Source organism: Halomicrococcus pelagicus, assembly GCF_051917725.1.
GTDB lineage: Archaea > Halobacteriota > Halobacteria > Halobacteriales > Haladaptataceae > Halomicrococcus.
In genome coordinates this window covers 36,388-58,777 of the sequence record NZ_JBQBLX010000005.1, presented here as the reverse complement: position 1 = coordinate 58,777, position 22,390 = coordinate 36,388, and the positions used below count along the sequence as shown (strand labels likewise).

Here is a 22,390-nt window from a genome sequence, read left to right as displayed (position 1 = left end):
AGCGCCACCGCCGCACCAGCCCCGGGTTACTCGCCCGCTTCCGCCGGCGGTTCGAGCGAGACGAACTCCAGTCCCTTCTCCGCGAGCAGGCGGCGCGCGCGCTCGGTGACCGAGGGCGCGACCAGTATCCCGCGCACCGTCGCCGCGGCGTGGAGGTCGCGTCCGAGCGCGTCGACGTAGCGCGAGAGCTGTCCGACCGCGTCCGGACCGACGCGCCGACGCTTGAGTTCGACGACGACGGTCGTTCCGGTGGCGTCTTCGCCGTAGATGTCGACCGCGCCAGCGGGCGTCTCCCGCTCCGTCGCGAGCGGCGTGAATCCGGGTTCGACGAGGTCGGGGTCGTCCAGGATGCGCCGGCGGAGGTCCTCCTCCGTACCCGCCAGCGACAGGTCGTTCGCGTCGGTCACGTCGAACGCCGACGTCTGGACGACGCTCTCGAACTCGACCGACAGCGTTTCGTCGGGGTTCGTCCGCTCGCTCCGGATGCAGAGCCGGTCGTCGCGGAGACGCGGGGTGGCCGTCGCTCCAGGCGGTTGCCAGTTGACGGGCTGGTGACCCTCCTCGGTGTGGACGAGCGCCGTCCCGTCCGGCTTGAGGACGACGAGTCGGTCGCCCGGACCGAGGTGGCTGCTCGCCCGACCGTCGTACTCGACGGTACAGCGACCGAAGACGGTCACGAGGTCGCCCCGTTCGACTGCGGCCTCGACCTGGACCAGCGCCTCCTCGTGCGTCGGCGAGAGCAACGTGGCGGGAGCGTCCCCGCTGTCCGTCGATGTCACTGGCGGCGATAGGCGACGCGGACAGTTAAGCCGACCGTCCGCGGACGTGCGGACGGCCGCGGAGCCGAACGGTTCCGTTCAGTCGGCGAGTATCACCGCCCGTCGGTCGCCGGCCCACTCGGTCACACGGGCGGCGAGATAGTCGGTCGCGTCGTCTTCGGCGAGGGCGTCGCGAGCGACCATGTCGCGGACGACGGCGCGGGTGGCACGGAACCAGCGGCGGACTCGTCTGGCGTCGTCGGTGTCTTCGACGGTGACGAGCGCGCCGGCGTGCCGGTCGCTGTCCGGCGTCGGGCCGAACCACAGCGGCAGGTAGGTCGTGACGACCCAGGCCAGCGTAACCACGTACAGCGCCTCGACCTGCTCGAAATCGAGGTGGTCGGTCAGGTCCTCGAACGGGACGGCACGCGCTCGCGGGGCGGGGTCGACGCGGGGCCGCCAGCGGTCGTCGTCTCCCCCGGCGAACGGCGTCCCGGGTGCGACGTCCCGGCGGAGTACGAGGTCGGCCGCACCCCAGTGGGCGTAGTGGCAGTCGTAGCGGCCATCGGGTCGCTCGTAGGCGACGAGTGCTCGGTGTCCCACGGCGGCGGTGCATGGTCCCGTCCCCGTACAAAAAGGTACGCCGCGGACGACGGACGGCGCGTTCGCCCGCCGTGGGGGCGTCTCGACCGCCGCCGGCGGGCTGACGCACAGATTTATGAGCGAAAGCGCTCGAATATCGGACATGAAGCTCCGGAACCAGTATCTGGTCGCGCTGGCGCTGGTCGTCGTCGCGCTCGCATCGAGCGCGTACTACTACCCGCAGTTGCCGGAGACGATAGCGACCCACTGGAACGCCAGCGGTCAGGCCGACGGAACGATGCCCAAGCGCTGGGGCGCGTTCCTGCTTCCGGCCGTCAGCGCCGCCATCCTCGGGCTGTTCGTGGGGTTGCCGAAGATAGACCCCTTCGGCGAGAACGTCCGGGCGTTCGACCGCCAGTACGGGCTGTTCGTCGTCGCGTTCACGGCGTTCATGCTGTACGTCCACGCGCTGGTGCTGCTGTGGAATCTCGGCTACCGGTTCGCGTTCACGACCGTCCTCGTCCCGGCGTTCGCCGCGCTGTACTACCTCCTCGGGACGACGATGGACCACGTCGAGCGGAACTGGTTTCTCGGCGTCCGGACGCCGTGGACGCTCACCAGCGAGACGGTCTGGGAGCGGACGCACGAGCGCGCCGGAACGCTGTTCAGACTCGCGGCCGTCGCCGCGCTCGTCGGCGTGCTCGTCCCGCAGCACGCCATCCTCTTCGTCGTCGCACCCGCGGTCGTCGCGTCGCTGTACCTCGTCGCGTACTCCTACGTCGAGTATCGCCGGACGACCGTCTAGCCGCTGACCACGGCGAAGACGCTCCGCCAGGTGACGAACGCGACGAGCCCCAGACCGCCGACGACGGCGACGAACGACAGCGGCGCGTCGCCGTGGAAGAGGTCGGTCGCCCGGAGCGTCGCCCCGACGACGACGGCGACCAGCCACGTCGCGCCGCCGACCAGCACCGCACTGCGGACGGAGCTTCGGGCCCGCAAGCTGTACGCGCCGACCACCAGCGATGCGGCAACCCAGCCGACGAGGAACGGGGCGAGCGTGTCCGCGAAGCGGACGGGAGCCTCGACCAGGCTCTCGTTGTGCCGGAGGAACCCGGCGGCGAGGAGTCCGGTCAGGACGGCCAGGTCTCCGAGCGCGAGCGCCGCGGTAGCGGGCGAGCGGTCGAATCGTCGAGCGCCGAACGCACTGCTCATACCCCCACTCGGCTCGCCGGGGTCAAGTCGTTCCCGGTTCGGACGACCGCTCACCTGATTCCCGCCGCGGTGTAGTCGAATCCGCGGTTCCGCACGCGGGGCGTGAGTCCGGCGTCGTGGAGGCGCCGAGCGAGGTCGTCGGGCGTGAGAAACGACGAGTCGAAGCCGACCGCGTGCTCGCCCCGGACCAGTAACCGGCCGCGCAGCGTCGCCGGGTTGTACTCCCGGACCACGAGCACGCCGTCGGGTCGCAGCACCCGCGCCGCCTCCGCGAGTGCGCCGTCCACGTCTCCGACGTGGTGGAGCGCGTCCGAGATGACGAGCGCGTCGACGGACTCGTCGGCGAGCGGAAGCCGGGCGGCGTCCCCCTGGACGCAGTCGAGGCCGTTCTTCCTGGCCTGCCGGAGCATCTCCAGGGAAGCGTCGAGGACGATGCGTTCCGGCGCGTCGATGGCTCGCACCGCTCTCCCGGTCCCGCCGGCCAGGTCGACGACGCGTTCGACCGGGCGCTCGGCCTGCGCGAGTCCCTCCGCGAGCAGGTCGGCGTCCGCGTCCGGGGTGAGGTAGTCGTAGAATCGGGCGAATCGGTCGAAGATGGCCACGTCTCCGGCGTGAGTCATGCACCGACCGACGCGCCGCGCGAGCAAAAGTCCGGCGAGTGGTCCGACGTCCGTAACAAGCGTCTTGGCTCCGGCGTGCGAAGCAGAGGCATGGAGTACGCGCTGCTGGGCTGGCCCGACGAGGGGCCGACGCTCCGTCTCGACCACGAGCGGTTCAGCTACGCCGGCAAGTTCGTGATGTCGAACACGGGGAAGGCCGTCGCACGCGAGGAGCCTGGCGGTGCCGGCGATACGGGCGGCGCGGACGCCGACGAAGAGTACGACCGCCCCGTCGCCGCCGTCGCGTTCAACGAGGACCGGACGGACCCGACGACGGCGTGGCTCCGGTACGTCACCGTCCGGGCGGACCGGCGCGGCGAGGGCGTGGGCGCACGCCTCGCGGCGTTCGCGACCGAGCGACTCCGCGACCGGGGGTACGACCGCGTCCGCATCGCGGTCAACAACCCCTTCGCGTTCCACGCGCTCTCGAAGGCCGGGTTCGGATTCACGGGCGAGGAGACGGGCATCGCGGAACTCGTGCTCGAACGGCCGGGAGAGCGCACGAGGGAGACGTACCAGGCCGGCCTCGACGTGTTCCGGGACCGCGACCTCTCCGAGCGGGAGGAGTCGTTCCTGAACGAGAAAGCGGGCGAGCGACCGCCCGACCCGCTGGAGTCCCCGTGAAAAGAGTCGCTACTCGCGCCGGGCGAGCAGCGCGACGGCGGCGGCCGCGGCGGCGGCGACGCCGGGACCGAACCCGGGTTGGCCGGTCGACTCCGTCGTGGCGGTCGTGGTGTCGGTGGTCGTTCCGTCACTTCCGGTCGACGAGGTCGTGGTGGTCGTCACGTTCGCCTGCTGGTACGCCTCGGAGTGGAACGTCTTCGCCAGCTTCGTGATGGGGTAGACGACGCGCGGCGCCGGCTGATTGACGTAGTTGGTGTCGAGCGTCACCGCCTGGTTGTTCTTCACGGCCGCGGTCGAACCGTAGGCGTCGGGAATTTCGATGCCGGTGGGGGTGAGAATCCACTGCGGATTCCGTTCGACGACGACCTCGTTGCTGATCTTCTTGTAGCCCTGGATGCCGGCCTCGGCGGCGACGTTCTCGCCGCCGGCCGTCTCGATTATCTGGTTGATAAACGTCCCCTCGCCGGCGGTGTAGCCGCCGCCCATGGTGTACAGGACGCGCGGGTTATCTTCGCCCTTCACCGCCTCGCGAACGGTCGAGACCCGGTCTTGCATCCACGCGACGGTCTCGCTCGCGCCGCCGCACTCGCCGGTGAGCCGACCGGTGAGGTTCGTCTTCGCGTAGACGTCGTCGAGGGACTTCGCTTCCTCGAACTTGTAGACCGTCAGTCCGGCCGACCGGAGTTGCTTCACGGTCTGGTCGGGGACGACGTTCGGGGCGAGCACGAGGTCCGGTTTCAGGGAGACGACCTTCTCGGCGACGACGGTGGTCATCCCGGAACCGGAGACGTTCGTCTTCGCCTCCGCGCCGTCGAGGTAGGTTGCGTACTTCGTCACTCCGACGACCTTGCTCTTACCCCCGATTTCCCACATCGTCTGTGCCGCGCTCGGCGAGAGCGTGACGATTCGCTGCGGTTCCCCCTCCACCGTCACTTCGGTTCCCGTCGCGTCGGTCTCGGTGACCGGGAACGAACAGGTCTGCTGTACTGTGCTCGGTCCGTTCGTCGATACGTCCTCCACGGCACCCGCCGACGCGACGGGTGCGACGACGGCGACGATGAGTATCGTCGCCAGAAATGTCGCGCGTCTCATGCACGTCGACGTATCGGAGGGATTCAATAAATACTTACCTAAAGCAAGTAGAGTTGCTTACATGCGACTGGGTGCGCGGACGACGCTGTGGTGCGGGGGGTTGCTGTTTTCCCTGGCGGTCACGATGCTGGCGAGCGCCGCGACGGGGCCGGTCAGCATCGACTACGTGGTCGTCGGGAAGGCGGTGCTGAACGCGCTTCCCGTCCTCTCGTACGAGGTCCCGGACGTCGCCCGGCGCATCGTCGTCGTCCTCCGACTGCCCCGCATCGCGCTCGCCGCCGTGGTCGGGTTCGCCCTCGCCACCGCGGGCGTCGTGATGCAGGGGTTCTTCCGCAACCCGATGGCGGACCCCTCCATCATCGGCGTCTCCGCCGGCGCGGCCGTCGGCGCGGTGACGACCATCGCCTTCTCCGTCGCCGTCCCGTTCGCGCTCCCCCTCTTCGCGTTCGTCGGCGCGCTGGTGGCCGCGTTCGGCGTCTACCTGCTCGCCACGGAGAACGGCCGGACGCCCGTCGCCACGCTGCTCCTGGCCGGCGTCGCGGTCCAGACGCTGCTCGGCGCGGTCGTCTCCTTCCTGCTGCTGCACAGCGGCGAGAGCCTCCGCGAGGCGGTCTTCTGGCTCATGGGACACCTCAACTACTCCTCGTGGGACAAGATACTCGTCGCACTCCCGGTGTCGCTGGTCGGGTTCGTCGTCCTGTTCGCGTACGCCGAGGACCTGAACGTCCTCCTCCTCGGCGAGGAGGACGCCCAGACGCTCGGCGTCGAGGTAGAGCGCACGAAGCGACTCCTGCTCGCGGTCGCCAGCGTCGTCACCGCCGCCGCGGTCGCCGTCTCCGGCGTCATCGGGTTCGTCGGTCTCGTCGTCCCACACGTCATGCGCCTGCTCGTCGGCCCCGACCACCGCATCCTGCTGCCGACGAGCGCGCTGGCCGGCGCGACCTTCCTCGTCGCGACCGACACCGTCGCCCGCTCGGCCGTCGGCGGCGCGGAACTCCCCGTCGGCGTCGTCACCGCCTTCCTCGGCGCGCCCTTCTTCCTCTACCTGCTCCGGAACCGGGAGGTGACGGCCCTGTGAGCCGGTACGCCGACGCGCGCGGTGTGGCGGACGAGGACGAGAGCGACGGCACTGGAGGCGGCGACGCGGCGATCGCCGTCGAGGACGTCACGGTCAGGCTCGGCGACGCGGCCGTCCTCCGGAACGTGAACGCCACCGTCGACGACGGGCAGTTCGTCGGCCTCGTCGGCCCGAACGGCGCGGGGAAGACGACCCTGCTCCGGACCGTCGCCGGCGTGCTCGCCCCCGAGTCGGGCCGCGTCACGGTCGGCGGCCGGAACGTCCACGACCTCTCCTCGAAGGCGGCCAGTCGGCTGGTCGCGACGGTGCCACAGGAGACTTCCCTCTCGTTCGACTTCGCCGTGCGCGACGTGGTCGCGATGGGCCGCCACCCCCACCGGTCGCGGTTCGGCGGTGAGGACCGCGAGGGTCGCGACGCCGTGGCGGACGCGATGGAGCGCACGGCGGTCGCCGAGTTCGCCGACCGCCCCATCACCGCCGTCAGCGGCGGCGAGCGCCAGCGCGTCCTGCTCGCCCGGGCGCTCGCCCAGAACGCCCCCGTCCTCCTGCTGGACGAACCGACGGCCAGCCTCGACATCAACCACCAGGTCCGGACGCTCGAACTCGTCGACGACCTCGTCGCCGACGGCAAGACGGTCGTCGCGGCCATCCACGACCTCAACCTCGCGGCCCACTACTGCGACGAACTCCTCCTGCTCTCCGACGGCGAACTCGTCGCCCAGGGACCGCCCGGGGACGTCCTCGCCGAGGAGACGCTCCAGGCGGCGTTCGACGCGAACGCCGTCGTCTCCCGCCACCCCGTGACGGGGTCGACGTACGTCACCGCGCTCCCCGACCGCCCCGACCCCCGGGAGGGTCGGGTCCACGTCGTCGGCGGGGGCGGCACGGTCTCGCGACTCCTCTACCTGCTGTCGGCGGCGGGGTACGAGGTGTCGGTCGGCGTGCTCAACGAGGGCGACTCCGACCTCGAAACCGCCCGCACGCTCGGCCTCGACGTCGTGACCGAGGAGCCGTTCGCCCCCATCGCGGGCGAGTCCCGCGAGGTGGTCGAGCGGTACGTCCGGGACGCCGACGTGACCGTGCTCGCCGACGTCGAGGTGGGCGCGGGCAACCTTCCGAACCTCGACGCGGCCCGCGCCGCCGACGACGTGGTCGTCGTGGAGGAGCGACCGTTCGCGGAGCGCAACTACGCCGGCAGCGAGGCGGCCGCGACCTACCGGGAACTCTGCGAGCGCGGCACCGTCGTCGACTCCGACGACCTGCTCGCCGCCGTCGAGGACGCGGTGTAGACGGGAGAAACCTACCCGTCGGTCCGCTGGCGGCCGTTGACGAGTTCGAACGCCATCAGCGCCGCGAACGTGCTCGCTGCGAGCATGACGATTGCGGCTATCCCGACCGGCACGGACGGGGCAATGAGGGCACCGCCGCCGAGCACCGCCCCGGAGACGAGCGCGAGCAGCGTCCGTCGCAGACCCGACAGCGACGTGAACTCCCTGGCGACGGTCGGGTCGAGGCCGACGAGTCGCGACCAGACGACGTACAACGTGATGACGACGAGAAGGGAGAGCACGGCGACGCCGACGAGCAGGACGAACGGTACGACGCGCATGAACTCCTTGCCCGTGAGCGGGCGGCACGAAGACATAAGTCTACCGGAGGACAGGTCAGAGAGTAGAGATGTGCCGTGCGGGGTCTGTGGTACCCCGGGATGAGAACTTTCGTGAGGGGGTTGGTGACACAGTGATGGGAGGCCAGCCCATCGCCAGAGCCCCTGGCGCCGCCGGGATACGCGTTCACACTGGCACGTTGTCGCGCCCGAGTCAGGGTGGGCGCACTTCGACGTTGGAGAGGCAAGCCCTTTGTTATACACCTGCTAAACGACCGGTCCCGGAACCGATACCACTGGCAAATTCCCAGCGATAGCGCCGAGGACGCCCCAGTGTAGCGCTTTTATTGGGGTTGCGCCCCAGAAATCGGTATGGACCTCGCTGACCAGTCCGTCGCCGTGGTCGGGAGCGGATTCGGCGGCCTGTCGACGGCGTGTTACCTCGCCGACGCCGGGGCCGACGTGACGGTACTGGAGAAGAACGAACAGCTGGGCGGGCGAGCCAGCCGGCTGGAGGCCGACGGGTTCGAGTTCGACATGGGGCCGTCGTGGTATCTCATGCCCGACGTGTTCGAGCGGTTCTTCGGCCACTTCGACCGCGAGCCGACCGACTACTACGGACTGCAACAGCTCGACCCCCACTACCGCATCTTCTTCAAGGACGGCGACGAAGTCGATATCCGACCGGACATGGCGCACAACCGCGCCGTCTTCGAATCCTACGAGGACGGGGCGGGCGACGCGCTCGACGACTACCTCCGGCGCTCCGAGACGAACTACGGCGTCGGCATGTCGAAGTTCGTCTACACCGACCGGAGTCGGTTCCGCGACTACGTCTCGTGGGACGTGGCGAAGAACGCCCGCGGGCTGAGCCTGCTCGGGACGATGCAGGACCACGTCGAGCGGTTCTTCGACCACCCGAAGCTCCAGCAGATAATGCAGTACACCCTCGTCTTCCTCGGAGGGTCGCCGCACAACACGCCCGCGCTCTACAACCTGATGAGCCACGTCGACTTCAACCTCGGCGTCCACTATCCGGAGGGTGGACTGGGCGGCGTCGTCGACGGCATCGCCGAACTCGGAGCCGAACTCGGCGTCGAGTACCGTACGGACCACGAGGTGACGGCCATCACCGGCCACGAGAGCGACTTCCTCGTCCACGCCGGCGAGCGGACGATGCCGGCTGACCTCGTCGTCAGCGACGCCGACTACGCCCACACCGAGCAGGAACTCCTCCCGCCCGAACACCGCGCGTACGACGCCGACTACTGGGACTCTCGCACCTACGCCCCGTCCGCGTTCCTCCTGTACCTCGGCGTCGAGGGCGACGTGGAACCGCTGGCCCACCACACGCTCGTCCTGCCGACCGACTGGGACCGCCACTTCCGCCAGATCTTCGAGGAGGGAGAGTGGCCCGACGACCCGGCGTACTACCTCTGCGTCCCCAGCGAGACGGACGACGGGGTCGCACCCGAGGGACACAGCAACCTGTTCGTGCTCGTCCCCGTCGCGCCCGGCCTGGACGACGGCCCGGAGCGGCGCGAACGGTACCGCGAGCGGATTCTCGACGACGTGGCGGCGAACACGGGCGTCGAGTTGCGCGACCGCATCGTCTTCGAGGAGCAGTTCGCCGTCTCGGAGTTCGCGGACCGTTACAACAGCAAGAGGGGGACGGCGCTCGGACTGGCGCACACGCTGCGCCAGACCGGTCCGCTGCGACCGGCGCGTCGCTCGCCCGCCGTCGACGGTCTCTACTTCACCGGGTCGTACACCACGCCCGGCATCGGCGTCCCGATGTGTCTCATCAGCGGCCAGCACACCGCCGACGCGATGATCGAAGACTACCAGGAATGACGACGACCGGCCAGAGCCGACGACCGACGACGTTGCGGTACCTCCTGAAGCTGTCGCGCCCGCGGTTCTGGCTCTACCTCGCGGGGCCGGTGGTCGTCGGCGTCGCCTACGGCGCGTCGTCGGTAGCGGAGCTGTTCTCCCCGCTCGCGCTCGCGCTGTTCGCGTACTTCCTCCTCCCGGCGAACGTCTTCCTCTACGGCATCAACGACGTGTTCGACGCCGACGTGGACGAGGAGAACCCGAAGAAGGAACGGCGAGAGGTGCGGTACGGCGGCGACCGCCTCGTTCCGGTCGCGGTCGCGGTCGCGGCGCTGCTCGGGGTCGCGCTCGTGGCCGTCACCCCGCGCGTCGCGTGGCCGTGGCTGGTCGGCTTCCTGCTGCTCGGCGCGGCGTACAGCGCGCCGCCCCTGCGGTTCAAGACGACGCCGCTACTCGACTCCGCGTCGAACGGCCTGTACGTCCTGCCGGGGGCGGCCGCCTACGCCACGCTCGCCGGCGGCCACCCTCCGGCGCTCGCCGTCGCCGGCGGCTGGCTCTGGGCGATGGCGATGCACACCTTCTCCGCCATCCCCGACGTCGAACCGGACCGCGAGGCGGGCATCCGGACCACGGCGACCGTGCTCGGCGAGGGCAGGACGCTCGCGTACTGCGGCGTCGTCTGGTTGCTCGCCGCGGCGACCTTCGGACTGCTCGACCCGCGGGCAGGTGCGCTCCTGCTGGTCTATCCCGCGCTCGTCGTCGTCTGGCGCGCGACCGGCGTGGCCGTCGACCGCGCGTACTGGTGGTATCCCGCCATCAACGCCGTCGTCGGGATGGTGCTGACCCTGGGCGGCCTCTGGAGGGTCGTCCGTGGGTAGTCCCCTCCCTGCCGTCTCCCGCCGCGAGGTGGAGGCGACCCTGTCGCGGGTCGTCCGCGAGAACCGGTTCACCATCGCCGTCGTCTTCCCGCTCGTCGGCGCGCTGCTGTTCGTCGCGGGCCACGAGGCCTGGCTACCGGCGTGGCTGGCGCGCAATCCCGCTCTCATCCTCTTCGGGACGCTGGTGATGCGGTCGCCGCTGGTCGCCGGACTCGCGCCGCTCGTCGACCGGCGGGCCGGCATCGCCCTGCTCGCGCTGACGGCCTACACGTACGCCGTCGAGTTCGTCGGCGTGACGACCGGCTTCCCCTACGGCGAGTTTCGCTACCTGCTGGAGCTCGGGCCGATGCTGTTCGGGACCGTCCCCATCGGCCTGCCCGTCTTCTTCTTCCCGCTCGTGCTGAACAGCTACCTGCTCTGTCTGCTGTTGCTCGGCCCCCGGACCGACTCGCTGCCGGCGCGCCTGCTGGCGTCGCTCGCCGTCGTGCTCGTCGTCGACCTCGTGCTCGACCCGGCCGCCGTCGCGCTGGGGTTCTGGGCGTACGCCGACGGCGGCGCGTACTACGGCGTGCCGCTCTCTAACTTCCTCGGCTGGATTCTCAGCGGCGCGGTCGCCGTCTCCCTCGTGGAACTCGGGTTCGACTGGCGGACGCTCCGGACCAGACTCCGGCGCTGTGAGTTCATGCTCGACGACATGGTGAGCTTCGTCCTCCTCTGGGGCGCGATGAACGCCTACTTCGGCAACTGGGTGCCGGTGGCGGTCGCCGGACTGCTCGGCGGCGGCCTGCTGTGGACCGACCGCTTCGACTTCGACGTGTTCGGGCCGGCCGGCGCGGCCGAACGCTAGTCCGACTGCGTCGGTGCCGGCGTTCCCGCGCCGGCGGGCGCGCGGTCGCCCTCGCCGACGGCACTGACGCGCCGGAACACCGTCTCGGGGTCGCGGGTCCGCCGCCACTCCCACCACGTCCGGGCGACCAGCCGTAGCTTCCGGAGCGTCCCCAGTTCGGGCGTCGTCGACAGCACGTCGTAGTCCACCGCCCGAATCAGCCGGTGGTGCTCGGCGTAGAGGACGGCGGCGAGCAGGACGGCGAACTGGCAGTCCTCGGGGAGATATCGGATGCCGGCGACGCCCTCGCGATACAGGGTCTCCGCGCGCCGGAGTTCCTCGCGCATCGCCGCCGCGAACCCCTCCGAGAACTCCAACCGGATTATCTGGTCGTGGGTGACGCCGTGACGGGCGAGGGTGGTCGCGGGGAGGTAGATGCGGTCGCGGTCGACGACGTCCTCGCGGACGTCCCGCAGGAAGTTCGTCAGCTGGAACGCCTCCCCCAGCGCCGTCGCGTGCGGCCGGGCACGCTCGGGGTCGTCGCCGCCCATCACCGCGAGCATCATCCGACCGACGGCGGCGGCCGACCCGTCCATGTACGCCTCCAGTTCGGCGTAATCGGCGTACCGGCGCTTGTCGACGTCGGTCGCCATCGCCGCTACGAACGTCTCGACCTCCGCGTCGGCGATGCCGTGTCGGTCGGCCACCTCCCGGAACGCCGAGAGTACTGGACCGTCCGCCGGTTGCTCGCCCAGCGCCTGCGCCTGCAACGCGGCGAGGCGCTCGCGCTGTTCGGTGGGCGTCGCCTCGCCCGGGTGGTCGACCACGTCGTCGCAGACCCGGAAGAACCCGTAGAGCACGTACGTCGGGTGACGGACTCGCTCCGGCAGCAGCCGCGTGGCTACGTAGAACGTCCGCCCCGTCTGCCGCTGAATCGTCTTGCTGGTGGAGAGTTGCCGTTCGGTGACCATTCGTGAATCGCCCGACGCTTCCATACCCTTACGACGCGGGGGCGCATAAATCGTTGGAGCGCGAGAAAGTCGGGACGGCTGTCATCGACGGCCGAGGAGGAATCCCAGCACGAGGCCGGCGAACAGGACGAGTCCCGCCCCGGCGCGCGAGTCCTCGTCGAAGCGGACGAACTGCGTCTCCTCGTCGGTGACCTCGAGCGCGCCGACGGGCGTCGCCCTGACGCCACCGCCCAGGCCGCCGCCGGTCTCGTCCTCCTCCATCTCCCAGCCGCCGCCGAAGCCGTAGCCCACGGTCGCCACGGGGACGACCGTCTTCCCCTCGCGTTCTATCTGTTCGCCGTACACCGTCTCGACGGTCGCGCTCTGGCGAAGCCGTTCGACGAGGTCCTCGAACTGCTCGATGGCGTCCATGGGCCGACCGACGACGACGCCGCGTAAAGTCCTTCGGGGACCTACTCCCCGGATTCCAGCGGTCCGAGCCGGTTCCCCAACGACTTTTCGGTGGTCGAACGAACCGGGCGACATGGACCACGAGTTCGTCTGCCGGAACTGCGGCGAGCGCGTCTCGCCGGCCCGACAGCCGCCGAGGTGTCCCGCCTGCGACGGCCGCCTCGAAGTCGCGCTGGACCCGCCGACCGACGTCGGTTCGCCGGCCGACCTGCCGACCGACGCCGACCGATACGACGTCTGGCGGTACGGCGACTGGTTGCCGACCGACGCGCCCGAAGACGCGGCGTTCGAACCGCTCACGCTCGGCGAGGGGTGGACGCCGTTGGTCGAGGGCGAGCACTGCTCGGCGGCCGCCGCCGACGGGGCGTCCGGACCGACCGTCCTCCTGAAGAACGAGACGGTCGCCCCGACGTGGTCGTGGAAGGACCGCCTGAACGCGGTCGTGCTCTCGCACGTCGCCGCGTTCGGCCACGACCGTATCGCCTGTTCGAGCACGGGCAATCACGGCGCGAGCGTCGCCGCCTACGCCAGCGCCGCGGACGTCGAGGAGACGCTCGTGCTCGTCGCCGACGAGAGCGACCGCCCGCATCTCGCCCAGATTCGCGCTCACGGGGCCGAGGCGGTGACGCTGACCGAGGACCGCCGCCTCGACCTGCTGGCGGCCCTCGCCGACCGCGGCTGGTTCCCGACCTACCAGGTCGCGGACGCCTACGCCGCCCAGCCGTACGTCTACGAGGCGTACAAGACCATCGCGTTCGAGGTCGTCGAACGCCACGGCGTCCCGGACGCCGTCGCTGTGCCGGTCGGGTCCGGCGACGGCCTCTACGGCATCTGGAAGGGCTTCCGCGAACTCCGCGAGGCCGGCGTCATAGACGGTCTGCCGGCGATGGTCGCGGGCGAGACGGCCGAGCGCGCGCCGCTGACGCGAGCCTACGAGTCCGGCGCGGAGACGGTCGGCCGGGACGACGGTCCGATGCCCATCAGCGTCTCCACGAAGGGGTCGTGGTCGGGGTCCCACGCGCTGGACGCCGTTCGCGCCTCGGGCGGGGCGGCGTACGCCGTCGAACAGTCCGGCGTCGAGCGGGCGCTCAAATGCTGCGGCCGCGACGGGGTCTTCGTCGAACCCGCCGGGGCGCTCTCCGCGGCGGCCGTCCCGCCGGCGGTCGCCGACGGCGTCGTCGCCCCAGACGAGACGGTCGTCGCCGTCGCGACCGGTCCCGGCAGCAAGTGGCCCGACATCGTCACCGACGTCGTGGGCGAGACGCCGCGGGTCGAACCGCGACTGGACGCGTTGCCGGTGGACGTCGCGGAGTCGGGGGAGCGCTCTTGAGACCTCCGTACCGCGATTAGCACCGCTTTTCACGGTTCGGACGCTCGTCGGGCACGCGGCGTGCGAACCGGCGACGCCACCGCAGTGTCGGCCGTCCCTCGACCGCCAGTCAGAGCACACGCCACGTCCCCGCTCTCCGCTATCGTTCCCGGCGTTCGGCCCGGGCCTGCAACAGGAGTCCCGCCCCGAGCAGCCACAGCGAGACGCCGACGCCGACGACGCCGAGGTACAGCAGTCGCTTCGTTCCGTCCAGCCCGGCGTACTCGGTCGACAGCACGCTCGTCAGCGTCCGGATCGCGCTGTCGACGGTCGGCGCGCCGTCGGCGATTCCCGCGACGCTGGCGACGATGACCGGCAGCGAGAGGACGAGCAGCGTCGTTCCGGCCGCGAGCGAGGCCGTCCCGAGCGCGTGGAGTCGTCCGGGCTCCATTCCCGTCGAGGTTCGGCAGCCCGGACCTTAGACCTGTCCGGGCCGCGCCCGGGCGTACCAGACCGCGAACCCGAGGAGGAGCACCAGCGCACCCCCGGCGAAGAAGACCAGGCCGGGCGGCAGCCCCGCGACGGCCGCCGCTCCGTCCGAACCGACCGTCGTGACGGCCTCCGTGGTGGTCCGCGCGACGTCGGTCGCCGCGGTCGACGCCGCGTCGGCGGTCGTCCGGACCTGCTCGGCCGTCGTGGTCGACGCCGCCGACGTCGTGCTCTCCGCGGTGTCGACGGACGCGGTGACGGTCTCGCTCGGTCGAGACGAGTCGACCGTCGTGCTCACCTCCGTTCCGCCCGAGTCGTTGCCGCCGAGCGCGGTACTGGGAGATTCGGTCGTCGAGTTCGCGCCGCCGTCGGCCGCGTTCGAGCCTCCGTCGTAGTCGACCGGCGCACCGTCACCGCCCCCGTTCGACGTCGCGCCGAACGGGAGCAGTTCGCCCGTCGAGAGGCGCTGGACGACGAGGCTGGCGAGGCCGAGCACGCCGACGCCGCCGAGGAGGTTCGTCAGCGCGGACCGGAGACCGACCGTCCGCTCCTCGTTGCCGGCGAACAGGACCAGCGGCTCCGCCGCCGGACCGTACACGTCCATCTCGCGGCCCTTCTCGGAGTACACCGTGTCGACGACCTCGACGAGGTCGCCGTCCTCCAGTTTTCCGAGGTGATACTGGACGTTCTGGAGCGAGGTGTCGACGCGGTCGGCGAGTGCGGCGGGCGACGCCGGCTCCTCGTACAGCGCGGCGAGGACCTCGCGGCTGGTGTCCGAGGACAGCGCGGCCATCAGGTCGTCGGCGTCCTCGCTGTCGACACCGACCACCCGCGGGTCGCGGTCCGCCGCGTCCCCCGGGTCGACGCTGGAGGGCAGAAAGTCGACCATGCCCGAACATACCGGACGGAGAACATAAACCTCTCCCTCGACGTCGCCGACGCTACCGGGACCCGAACGACCGGTTCGGGCGACGCCAGAATTGCCCGATGTTGGCGCGTTCTCGACGCCACGGCCGAGCGTCGCGCCGGTCGACGGAGAGACGAGAAGCGGCTCGCAGCCGCCAATCAGTCGTTTTAAGACAGCAGAATGCCAACGCTCTCGCAGTCCCCCACGATGGCCGATACGGCTCCAGACTCGTTGCGCATCCTCCTCGAAATACTCGCCGAGCCTCGCCGTCGGTACGCGCTCTACCACCTCCGCCGCCACGAGACGGCGACGGTCACGCGGCTGGCGGACAACGTCGCCGGCTGGATGAACGCGGACCGGTCGGAGCCGCTCCCCGCCGAGAGACACGTCCGAATCTACACCGACCTCCACCACACCGACGTCCCGAAACTGTCCGCCGCGGGGCTGATACGGTACGACGAGGACGAGGAGCGCGTCGAGACGGCGGAGTTTCCCGACGTCTTCGAGAAGCTGCTCGACGTGACCCTGGAGTTCGACTCCAGTCAGACCTGACCTGTGCCGTCAATCGGGGTTCGTCTCGCGGTTTAATCGCTTACTAATTAAGGCCCTACCGGGTGAACTGGCGGCTGCAATGGAGCAGTTGCAGCGGACGCTGGTCGTCGTCGGGATCGTGTTCTTCCTCCTCGGCATGTCGACTATCGCGGGCGTGTTCGACACCGGCGTGGAATCGACGACTCCGTCGTCCGACCAGCTCTCGACCACGGTCGTCCCGGAGGACGGCGGCGCAACTGACTCCGAAGACGGTGACGCCGGGCGGGCGACCGCCGAATCGGCGAGTTCGGACGACGGTGGAGGAAACGACGGTGACGCCGGCGAAGACGAGGGAGGCGAGAGCGAGGGCGAAGGCGAGGCGGGTGACGGGGACGAAGACGAGGGAGATGAGAGCGAGGAGGACTCCGAGGGTGACGACGAGAACGGCGGCGAGGGTGAGGACGAAGACGAAGGGGAGAACGACGACGAAAGCGATGACGAGGACGACGACGAGGGTCTCGGCAACGGCGAGGGGGACGGCAATCCGGGTCGGGGGAACGACGACTCTCTCGTCCTGTGACGGCGATGTCGTCGGACGGGGGCGCTGAATTGCCGAACCCCGGCATTGAACCACGTCCGGCTATCCTTTGGGGTTACATCTTCTCAAGCCGTGTTTCTACCCTGTCTCCTGAACGACACGTCGCCCTGCTACCGCTACTGCTGTTTGAATATTTGAACGAGACCAAATTATTTGAACCACGCAGTGCAAGAGCTAGTACGATGGCTGAATCGAATTCGGGATCGTGGACGGAGAGTATGAGCGGGCGTGAGCGTGTCCGACACGTCGTGGAGTTGCTGGAGGAGCCCACGCCGGTGCAGGATATCGCAGACCGGGCAGATGTCTCGCGCGCAACGGCCGACGATGAGCTCCAGCGACTGCAGAGTGACGACTGGGTCACCGAGACGACCGTCGACGGGACGAAAGCGTACGATCTGAATCCGGTGCGGATGCTCTTCGACGAAGTGACTGACCTAATTGAGGAGCATTCACGCGACGAGTTAGAGAACCGGCTCACGGAGCTAAAGGAGGAACAAGAGGAACTGGCTGCGGAGTACGACGTCAGTTCGCTCGACGAGTTCCGAGAACGACTCGTCGAAGACGAGTTATCGGCGAAAGAACTCCGCGAGCGTCGCAACGTGATCGCCACGTGGGAGGCGATCAACACGGAACTCGGACTCGTGAAGCATGCTCTTCAGCTGTACAGGGATGTGGTGGAACTCTCCTCACCACGGACTGACTCGCACTCGACGCTCGCCTGATGGTCGTCTTTCTCGCTAACCGGACGAACTTGCAGAGCAAACGGCTCCACGACCGCATCCAGAACAAACTCAGCGCTGAGTTCAACGACGTCCGTCGACGGCGTGCCGAGCCGCGCGAAGCCGGCTCACACCGGGTCGTTGGTGACGTGAACCCGCGACAGTTCCTTGGCGACGACGAGTACTCAGTGACGACTGCCCGGGTTGAGATCGGCTTCCAACTGCGAACGAGTGATCCGTACGAGTATTACTGGTTCAATTGGATCGAGCCAGACCGCAGTCTGCTCGTCGGGTGGCATCGAGACGATACGCACGGCGATCTCGGCCCGGTACATCTGCAAGTGAACGATGGCTCGACGGCTATCGACCATCAGCCAGCCAAGTTCATCGACTCGCATCCGCTCGACGTCGTCGAACGCAGACTCGCATCTCTCCAAGAGGTAGTATTGGGCGTCGAGTGGGAGCAGGGACGGCCCGTTGGACTCGATACATCTGCGTCTGTCGTCGAGTACTGATGCCGTCTCCCAGCATTGAAGGTCGTCTCGCGTCTGGTTTCCCGCATGGAGGCGTACGCTCCGGGAAGCGTGACCGCCGTCTTCGCGCCCGCGGAGTCCGGCGACGAGTCGAGGGGTGCGAGCGTGGCAATCGAGGACGGCGTCGTCGCCAGCGTGGCGTCGGCCGACCGACGGGTCGTCACCCTCGACGGCGACGAGACGTCGTTCGAACCGGTCGAGTTGCTGCTAGAGGACCTCGACGTGACGGCGCGGGTCGACCTCACCGCTCAGGTACCGGTCGGCTGCGGCTTCGGCGCGAGCGGGGCCGCGACGCTCGCCACCGCGCTCGCCGTCGACGAGCGGTTCGGTCTCGGACACGCGCGCGAGGAACTCGTCGAGGCCGCCCACCGAGCGGAGGTCGCAGCGGGCACCGGTCTCGGCGACGTGTTCATCCAGTCGATGGGCGGACTGGTGACGAGTTACGGCGACGGTATCGAGCGTCACGACCGCGACGACCCCGTCGAGTACGTCTCGTTCGGCGGGATGGCGACGAGCGACGCGCTCGGCGACGCCGACCTGATGGCCGACGTCGAACGCGTCGGCGGGACGGTGCTCGACGACCTGCCCGCCGACCCGTCGCTCCCCTATCTCACCACCCGCGCCTGGGAGTTCGCCCGGGAGATCGGCCTGCCGACGGACCGGGTCCGCGACGCCGTCGCCGAGGTGGAGGCCGCGGGCGGGGCCGCCAGCATGGCGATGCTCGGCGAGACGGTGTTCGCCGTCGGCGTCGAGGGCGTGCTCGACGAGCGAACGCGGGTCGCGTCCGAGGGCGCTCGGCTCCGCTGACGGGGGCGTGACCCCGAGAGCCGACGTCCCGACGGTCGGACGCGCCGTCCCCGTCGGTCAGTACTCGGGCGGCACGTAGAGGTTCAGCGTCTCCAGCGCTCGCTCGCCGGTACACTCTATCTCGTGGGTCTCGCCCGCCTCGATGAGAACCAGGTCGCCCGCCGCGAGGGTGACGTCGCGGTCGTCGACCGTCGCCCGGCCCTCGCCGTCGACGACGTAGCACCACTGGTCGCTGTCCGCGTGGTAGTTGTCCGGCCCGCCGGTCGACTCCCCGGGGTCGAGCGTCATCACCGCCGCCTGCGCGTCGTCGTTCGTCAGCACCACGTCGAACCAGCGGTCGGAGGACGCCTGCGTTCGCTCCATGTCCGGACGTTCGCCCGGCGACCCCAGAACGGTTTCGGCGGGTGCAGTCGGTCGTTCGCCGAAAGGAAGGGCCGTGGAATCGTGATGCAAGGACCGCGGAATCGTGACGGAAGGACCTCCGAGGGCGAGGGGCATTTGGACCGGACTCGACAGGTGAGGTCGTCGAGGCCGGTCGAAGTATCATCTTTTATCAGATACTATTACGTGAACCGGAGGACGACGTGCGGTATGCTTGACCGCAACAGGACATCGCTCAAATCGGGGACGCATCGACGGGTGTCGCTTCGCTCGGTGTCCAGGTATCAGATCGTCAGAGGGCTGTACGCCGCCGGAGCAGGGCTGTGCGCCATCTCCGTGGTGCTGTTCCTCGTCTCGATACCGATAGCACTGCCGAAGGGCCATCCGCTCTCTATCCTTCTCCAGAACGGAATCGCCGCCGGCGTACCGGGGCTGATGCTCGTCATCGCCGGCGTCTTCTTCGCCAATCTGCCGAAGAAGCTCCAGAGCGGGACTCACCTGTAGTAGCGCGAGTCGCCAAGGAAACAGTCGTACCCCACTGCGTTCGGCACTTCTTCGCGACACGTTTGCGAGACCGGACGGGGACCGTGGCCACACGCCGTCGAGACGTCGGACACGGTCACCGGCCCGGACTCTCGGCTCAGATCACTCGAGGTCGAAGCGATCGAGGGTCATCACTTTGTGCCACGCGTCCACGAAGTCACGCACGAACGTCTCCTCCGCGTCGTCACTGCCGTAGACTTCCGCGATGGCTCGAAGCCGGGCGTTCGAACCGAAGACGAGATCGACGCGGGTACCCGTCCACTCGATTTCGCCCGTCTCACGGTCGCGCAGGTCGTAGATATCGTGGGCTTCCGAGGACGCTTCCTGCTCCAGGATGTCCTTGGACTCCGAGGACGCTTCCCACTCGTAGTCCATGTCGAGGAGGTTGACGAAGAAATCGTTGGTCAGCGTCTCCGGCCGGTCGGTGAAGACGCCGAGATCGGTATCCTGGTAGTTCGCGTTCAGCGCGCGCATGCCGCCGACCAGAACCGTCATCTCGTCGGCCGTCAGATCCAGGAGGTCGGCCTTGTCGACCAACAGCTCCTCCGCCGATTGGTCGTGACCGTCCCCGAGGTAGTTACGGAACCCGTCGGCTTCCGGTTCGAGCGCCTCGAAGGACTCGACGTCGGTCTGTGCCTGCGAGGCGTCGGTACGGCCCGGCTCGAACGGAACCTCCACGTCGTACCCGGCGTCCGCCGCGGCCTTCTCGATGGCCGCGTTGCCGCCCAGAACGATCAGGTCGGCCAGCGAGACTCTCGTCCCGTCGGATCGCGAGCCGTTGAACTCCTCCTGAATCTCTTCGAGGGTCGAAAGCACCGTCTCCAGCTGCTCCGGCTCGTTCACCTCCCAGCTCTTCTGCGGTTCGAGGCGAACGCGGGCTCCGTTCGCTCCGCCGCGCTTGTCGCTGTCGCGGTACGTCGACGCGGACGCCCAGGCGGTCTTGACCAGCTGGGAGACGGAGAGGTCCGAAGCGAGAATCTCCTCTTTCAGCATGGCGATTTCCTCGTCCCCGATCAGTCCGTGGTCGACGTCGGGGATGGGGTCCTGCCACAGCATCTCCTCGTCCGGAACCTCCGGGCCGAGGAATCGGGACGGCGGGCCCATGTCGCGGTGGATCAGCTTGTACCACGCCTTCGCGAAGGCTTCCTGGAACTCGCGTGGGTTCTCCTGGAAGCGCTCGATGATCTCCCGGTAGTCCGGGTCACGCTTCAGGGCGACGTCCGTCGTCAACATCATCACGTCTTCCTTCTCCGACGGGTCCTCGGTGCCGGGTGCGACGCCATCGAGCGCGTCGTCCTTCGTGGTCCACTGCCACGCACCGCCGGGACCCTTCTCGGGCTCCCACTCGTGCTCGAGCAGGTTGTCGAGGTAGCCCATGTCCCACTGGGTCGGCGTGGCGTTCCACGGCCCCTCTATCCCGCTGGTGATCGCGTCGGACCCTTTGCCGGAGCCGTGGCTGCTCTCCCAGCCGAGACCCTGCTGGTCGATGGGGGCCGCCTCGGGCTCGGGACCGACGTGCTCGTCGGGGTCGTCGGCGCCGTGGACCTTCCCGAAGGTGTGTCCGCCGGCGATGAGCGCGGCCGTCTCCTCGTCGTTCATCGCCATCCGGCTGAACGACTCTCGAATTCGTTCCGCCGACCCCATCGGGTCCGGCTCGCTGTCCGGTCCCTCTGGGTTCACGTAGATGAGCCCCATCACGGTGGCGGCGAGCGGATTCTCGAGTTCCTCGTCCTCGTCGAAGCGCTCGGACGCTTCCCACTCGTCCTCGGGACCCCAGTCGACGGCCTCGTCGGGCTCGAAGTCGTCCTCGCGTCCGCCGGCGAACCCGAACGTCTCGAATCCCATCGACTCCAGGGCGACGTTCCCGGCCAGGACTATCAGATCGGCCCACGAGAGTTTGCGGCCGTACTTCTGCTTGACCGGCCAGAGCAGCCGGCGCGCCTTGTCGAGGTTCGCGTTGTCGGGCCAGCTGTTGAGGGGCGCGAAGCGTTGCGTGCCGCCGGACGCGCCGCCGCGGCCGTCGCTGGTGCGGTACGTGCCGGCGCTGTGCCACGCCATCCGAATGAAGAGCGGCCCGTAGTGGCCGTAGTCAGCCGGCCACCACTCCTGCGACGTCGTCATCACCTCTTCGATGTCCGCCTTTACGGCTTCGAAGTCGAGTGTCTCGAACTCCTCCGCGTAGTCGAACTCCTCGCCCATCGGATCGGCGTGGCGAGCGTTCTGGTCGAGAATTTCCAGGTTCAATCGATTCGGCCACCAGTCTTGGTTGGACCCGTTCATCTACGGGCAGTTGCCACTTTCGCATATTAAGTTTTTCTAATCCAGCGATGAAGCTTCGCTATATCCGAAATATTCTTATTAATCTATGAACTCTCGACGGTGATGGATTCGCGCCCTGTATTCAGCACGCCCTCGCCAAATCATCACTGATTGAAGGTTTCAAGAGAGCAAAGATGGAGAGTCAAATGCATCAGCGGCCGTCAGTCGTAGGCAGTATCGGAGGAAGGCCATAAGCCACTCGTCGGGCGTTGGGCGAGAGGACGCCGAATTCGAGCAGCAGCGGTTCTGACGCGATTGCACGTCTGCACGAATGCAACACCATCGTTGAGGGACCCCGGACAGTCGTCGCCGTAACCGCCGTTTTGCAGTGCGGACATCGGCCGGCGGTCGCGAGCGTGGCCTGTTCGGCGACTTGCGTTAGGGTCTGTTGACGAGCCATAACTAGAGGAGGGCGAGGTTAGCAGCAGTGATTGAGCGCGTTTGACGGTCGTCTCCGCCCCACAGTGCTCACATCGCCAGCAACTATGGTCAACCTTGCCGTACTTGTCCTGGCCGACGTGCGGCCAAGTCACGTGCGTCTCAGCGGCGTCGTCGCTCTCAGTGTCGTCAGCGGGGAAGGCCCCAGTCGAGCCGTCAGCGGACGCGATTCAACAGCAGCCATGTGCGTGTAGCGGACGTAATGAAAGTATAGAAAGAGCAGTTACACGAGTCACGAAAAGCG

27 protein-coding genes are annotated in these 22,390 nt (G+C 68.6%); 14 read left to right on the top strand and 13 right to left on the bottom strand.

Annotated features, from left to right (window positions below; translation table 11 throughout):
* Positions 1–26: 26 nt before the first annotated feature.
* Both nucS and ACTF4R_RS14265 read right to left on the bottom strand, forming a co-directional pair.
* Positions 27–779, bottom strand: coding sequence for an endonuclease NucS (nucS, locus tag ACTF4R_RS14270; RefSeq protein ID WP_433633793.1), 753 nt, complete (start codon positions 777–779; stop codon positions 27–29).
* Positions 780–857: 78 nt separating this feature from the next.
* Entirely contained in the window at positions 858–1,361 is a 504-nt protein-coding gene (locus ACTF4R_RS14265) for a DUF6735 family protein (RefSeq protein WP_440008551.1), read from the bottom strand.
* A gap of 142 nt (positions 1,362–1,503) precedes the next feature.
* Between ACTF4R_RS14265 and ACTF4R_RS14260 the strand changes: the two genes are divergently transcribed.
* Positions 1,504–2,145 carry an SdpI family protein gene (locus ACTF4R_RS14260; RefSeq protein ID WP_440008550.1) on the top strand — a complete coding sequence of 214 codons (642 nt, stop codon included), beginning with the start codon at positions 1,504–1,506 and terminating at the stop codon, positions 2,143–2,145.
* Here the strand turns inward: ACTF4R_RS14260 and ACTF4R_RS14255 are convergent.
* Entirely contained in the window at positions 2,142–2,555 is a 414-nt protein-coding gene (locus ACTF4R_RS14255) for a DUF3054 domain-containing protein (RefSeq protein ID WP_440008549.1), read from the bottom strand. The genes ACTF4R_RS14260 and ACTF4R_RS14255 overlap by 4 nt on opposite strands.
* A 50-nt stretch (positions 2,556–2,605) precedes the next feature.
* Positions 2,606–3,175: a class I SAM-dependent methyltransferase gene (locus ACTF4R_RS14250; protein WP_440008548.1), complete on the bottom strand. Its 570-nt coding sequence runs from the start codon at positions 3,173–3,175 to the stop codon at positions 2,606–2,608.
* Between the two features lie 90 nt (positions 3,176–3,265).
* Here ACTF4R_RS14250 and ACTF4R_RS14245 point away from each other — a divergent pair, with 90 nt between their 5' ends.
* Positions 3,266–3,838, top strand: coding sequence for a GNAT family N-acetyltransferase (locus ACTF4R_RS14245; RefSeq protein WP_440008547.1), 573 nt, complete (start codon positions 3,266–3,268; stop codon positions 3,836–3,838).
* A gap of 9 nt (positions 3,839–3,847) precedes the next feature.
* Here ACTF4R_RS14245 and ACTF4R_RS14240 read toward each other — a convergent pair whose 3' ends face one another.
* Positions 3,848–4,930 carry a PGF-CTERM-anchored ABC transporter substrate-binding protein gene (locus tag ACTF4R_RS14240; RefSeq protein WP_440008546.1) on the bottom strand — a complete coding sequence of 361 codons (1,083 nt, stop codon included), beginning with the start codon at positions 4,928–4,930 and terminating at the stop codon, positions 3,848–3,850.
* 61 nt (positions 4,931–4,991) lie between these two features.
* Here ACTF4R_RS14240 and btuC point away from each other — a divergent pair, with 61 nt between their 5' ends.
* Together btuC and ACTF4R_RS14230 are read left to right on the top strand one after the other, a co-directional pair.
* Positions 4,992–6,008, top strand: coding sequence for a vitamin B12 ABC transporter permease BtuC (gene btuC / locus ACTF4R_RS14235; RefSeq protein ID WP_440008545.1), 1,017 nt, complete (start codon positions 4,992–4,994; stop codon positions 6,006–6,008).
* Positions 6,009–6,031: 23 nt separating this feature from the next.
* A complete protein-coding gene (locus ACTF4R_RS14230) occupies positions 6,032–7,297 on the top strand; it encodes a heme ABC transporter ATP-binding protein (protein ID WP_440008870.1) in 1,266 nt (421 codons plus the stop codon).
* Positions 7,298–7,308: 11 nt separating this feature from the next.
* Here ACTF4R_RS14230 and ACTF4R_RS14225 read toward each other — a convergent pair whose 3' ends face one another.
* The gene (locus ACTF4R_RS14225) at positions 7,309–7,653 is read right to left on the bottom strand and encodes a hypothetical protein (RefSeq protein ID WP_440008544.1); all 345 of its coding nucleotides are present in this window, start codon (positions 7,651–7,653) and stop codon (positions 7,309–7,311) included.
* A gap of 333 nt (positions 7,654–7,986) precedes the next feature.
* Here ACTF4R_RS14225 and ACTF4R_RS14220 point away from each other — a divergent pair, with 333 nt between their 5' ends.
* From ACTF4R_RS14220 to cruF, 3 genes are read left to right on the top strand one after another with little or no spacing between them, the layout of a single operon-like run.
* Positions 7,987–9,468 (top strand): phytoene desaturase family protein, encoded by a 1,482-nt coding sequence (locus ACTF4R_RS14220; protein WP_440008543.1) that lies wholly within the window; start codon positions 7,987–7,989, stop codon positions 9,466–9,468.
* Positions 9,465–10,325, top strand: coding sequence for a prenyltransferase (locus ACTF4R_RS14215; RefSeq protein WP_440008542.1), 861 nt, complete (start codon positions 9,465–9,467; stop codon positions 10,323–10,325). Before ACTF4R_RS14220 ends, ACTF4R_RS14215 begins: the two co-directional genes overlap by 4 nt.
* Positions 10,318–11,172, top strand: a complete 855-nt coding sequence (gene cruF, locus ACTF4R_RS14210; protein ID WP_440008541.1) for a bisanhydrobacterioruberin hydratase — start codon at positions 10,318–10,320, stop codon at positions 11,170–11,172. The genes ACTF4R_RS14215 and cruF overlap by 8 nt, the downstream gene beginning before the upstream one ends.
* On the opposite strand, the gene ACTF4R_RS14205 is transcribed toward cruF, so the two are convergent.
* Positions 11,169–12,122 (bottom strand): phytoene/squalene synthase family protein, encoded by a 954-nt coding sequence (locus ACTF4R_RS14205; protein WP_440008540.1) that lies wholly within the window; start codon positions 12,120–12,122, stop codon positions 11,169–11,171. The two genes, cruF and ACTF4R_RS14205, sit on opposite strands and share 4 nt — an antisense overlap.
* A gap of 81 nt (positions 12,123–12,203) precedes the next feature.
* Entirely contained in the window at positions 12,204–12,533 is a 330-nt protein-coding gene (locus tag ACTF4R_RS14200) for a GerW family sporulation protein (protein ID WP_440008539.1), read from the bottom strand.
* Between the two features lie 112 nt (positions 12,534–12,645).
* On the opposite strand from ACTF4R_RS14200, the gene ACTF4R_RS14195 reads away from it, so the two are divergent.
* On the top strand, positions 12,646–13,902 hold the full coding sequence (locus ACTF4R_RS14195; protein WP_440008538.1) for a threonine synthase: 1,257 nt from the start codon (positions 12,646–12,648) through the stop codon (positions 13,900–13,902).
* 139 nt (positions 13,903–14,041) lie between these two features.
* Here the strand turns inward: ACTF4R_RS14195 and ACTF4R_RS14190 are convergent, their stop codons facing one another.
* On the bottom strand, positions 14,042–14,332 hold the full coding sequence (locus ACTF4R_RS14190; protein WP_440008537.1) for a hypothetical protein: 291 nt from the start codon (positions 14,330–14,332) through the stop codon (positions 14,042–14,044).
* A 27-nt stretch (positions 14,333–14,359) separates the two neighbouring features.
* Positions 14,360–15,259, bottom strand: a complete 900-nt coding sequence (locus ACTF4R_RS14185) for an ArsR/SmtB family transcription factor (protein ID WP_440008536.1) — start codon at positions 15,257–15,259, stop codon at positions 14,360–14,362.
* 225 nt (positions 15,260–15,484) lie between these two features.
* Between ACTF4R_RS14185 and ACTF4R_RS14180 the strand changes: the two genes are divergently transcribed.
* From ACTF4R_RS14180 to ACTF4R_RS14160, 5 genes are all read left to right on the top strand, one after another.
* Positions 15,485–15,829, top strand: coding sequence for a DUF7344 domain-containing protein (locus ACTF4R_RS14180; RefSeq protein ID WP_440008535.1), 345 nt, complete (start codon positions 15,485–15,487; stop codon positions 15,827–15,829).
* 79 nt (positions 15,830–15,908) lie between these two features.
* Positions 15,909–16,388, top strand: coding sequence for a hypothetical protein (locus ACTF4R_RS14175; protein WP_440008534.1), 480 nt, complete (start codon positions 15,909–15,911; stop codon positions 16,386–16,388).
* 236 nt (positions 16,389–16,624) lie between these two features.
* Positions 16,625–17,128, top strand: coding sequence for a DUF7342 family protein (locus ACTF4R_RS14170; RefSeq protein WP_440008533.1), 504 nt, complete (start codon positions 16,625–16,627; stop codon positions 17,126–17,128).
* The gene (locus ACTF4R_RS14165; RefSeq protein ID WP_440008532.1) at positions 17,128–17,640 is read left to right on the top strand and encodes a hypothetical protein; all 513 of its coding nucleotides are present in this window, start codon (positions 17,128–17,130) and stop codon (positions 17,638–17,640) included. The genes ACTF4R_RS14170 and ACTF4R_RS14165 overlap by 1 nt, the downstream gene beginning before the upstream one ends.
* A gap of 45 nt (positions 17,641–17,685) precedes the next feature.
* Complete coding sequence (locus ACTF4R_RS14160) at positions 17,686–18,465, top strand: GHMP family kinase ATP-binding protein (RefSeq protein ID WP_440008531.1); 780 nt, start codon at positions 17,686–17,688, stop codon at positions 18,463–18,465.
* A 57-nt stretch (positions 18,466–18,522) separates the two neighbouring features.
* On the opposite strand, the gene ACTF4R_RS14155 is transcribed toward ACTF4R_RS14160, so the two are convergent.
* On the bottom strand, positions 18,523–18,828 hold the full coding sequence (locus tag ACTF4R_RS14155) for a cupin domain-containing protein (RefSeq protein ID WP_440008530.1): 306 nt from the start codon (positions 18,826–18,828) through the stop codon (positions 18,523–18,525).
* Between the two features lie 228 nt (positions 18,829–19,056).
* Between ACTF4R_RS14155 and ACTF4R_RS14150 the strand changes: the two genes are divergently transcribed.
* Entirely contained in the window at positions 19,057–19,350 is a 294-nt protein-coding gene (locus ACTF4R_RS14150; protein ID WP_440008529.1) for a hypothetical protein, read from the top strand.
* A 141-nt stretch (positions 19,351–19,491) separates the two neighbouring features.
* Here the strand turns inward: ACTF4R_RS14150 and katG are convergent, their stop codons facing one another.
* Positions 19,492–21,669, bottom strand: a complete 2,178-nt coding sequence (gene katG / locus ACTF4R_RS14145) for a catalase/peroxidase HPI (RefSeq protein ID WP_440008528.1) — start codon at positions 21,667–21,669, stop codon at positions 19,492–19,494.
* A 200-nt stretch (positions 21,670–21,869) separates the two neighbouring features.
* On the bottom strand, positions 21,870–22,241 hold the full coding sequence (locus tag ACTF4R_RS21195) for a DUF8118 domain-containing protein (protein ID WP_473965266.1): 372 nt from the start codon (positions 22,239–22,241) through the stop codon (positions 21,870–21,872).
* Positions 22,242–22,390: the final 149 nt, after the last annotated feature.